Origin of the sequence: Caulobacter sp. (genome assembly GCF_017744445.1) — a bacterium.
GTDB lineage: Bacteria > Pseudomonadota > Alphaproteobacteria > Caulobacterales > Caulobacteraceae > Caulobacter.
This window is the reverse complement of the sequence record NZ_JAGIBH010000164.1, coordinates 1-503: the sequence shown is the minus strand read 5'-3', so window position 1 is coordinate 503 and position 503 is coordinate 1. Positions and strand designations below refer to the sequence as shown.

At 72.2% G+C, this 503-nt stretch carries 1 protein-coding gene; it reads right to left on the bottom strand.

What is annotated here, in order from left to right:
* Nucleotides 1-503 (bottom strand): fibronectin type III-like domain-contianing protein (locus tag J7528_RS24225; protein ID WP_291879955.1); only part of this gene is annotated, 503 nt, incomplete at both ends.

Below are 503 nucleotides of genomic sequence, written 5' to 3'. Positions count from 1 at the left end.
CTGCCAGCGAGGCTGGCGACTGGGTTCCTGCGCCGGTGCCTTCGATCGTCAGCGTGGCGCGCGCCTCGATACGGTCGCTTGCCCCGCCAGCCATGAGCTCGATCGTACCCGGCTCAATCATCCAACCGCCCCGCTGCGCCCACAGCGCGAAGTGCGCGGCGCTGAGCGTGAAGCGGACCGTGCGAGTCTCGCCAGGCTGCAGCGCGACGCGGCGGAAGCCGCGCAGCTGCATGACCGGGCGCGAAACCGAGGCGACAGGGTCGCGCATGTAGAGCTGGACCACCTCGTCGCCGGCCCGCGCGCCGGTGTTGGTGACAGGGACCGAGACCGTGACGGTGCCGCCGGCGGCGGGGATGCTCGCATGGTCGAGCGTCAGCGGGCCGTAGTCGAACGTGGTGTAGCTGAGCCCGTGTCCGAAGGCCCACACGGGCGTGATCGGCTGGTCGCGCCAGCGGACGGTGTCGGCGGCAAGGTCTTCGCTCGCCGGGCGGCCGCTCGGGAGC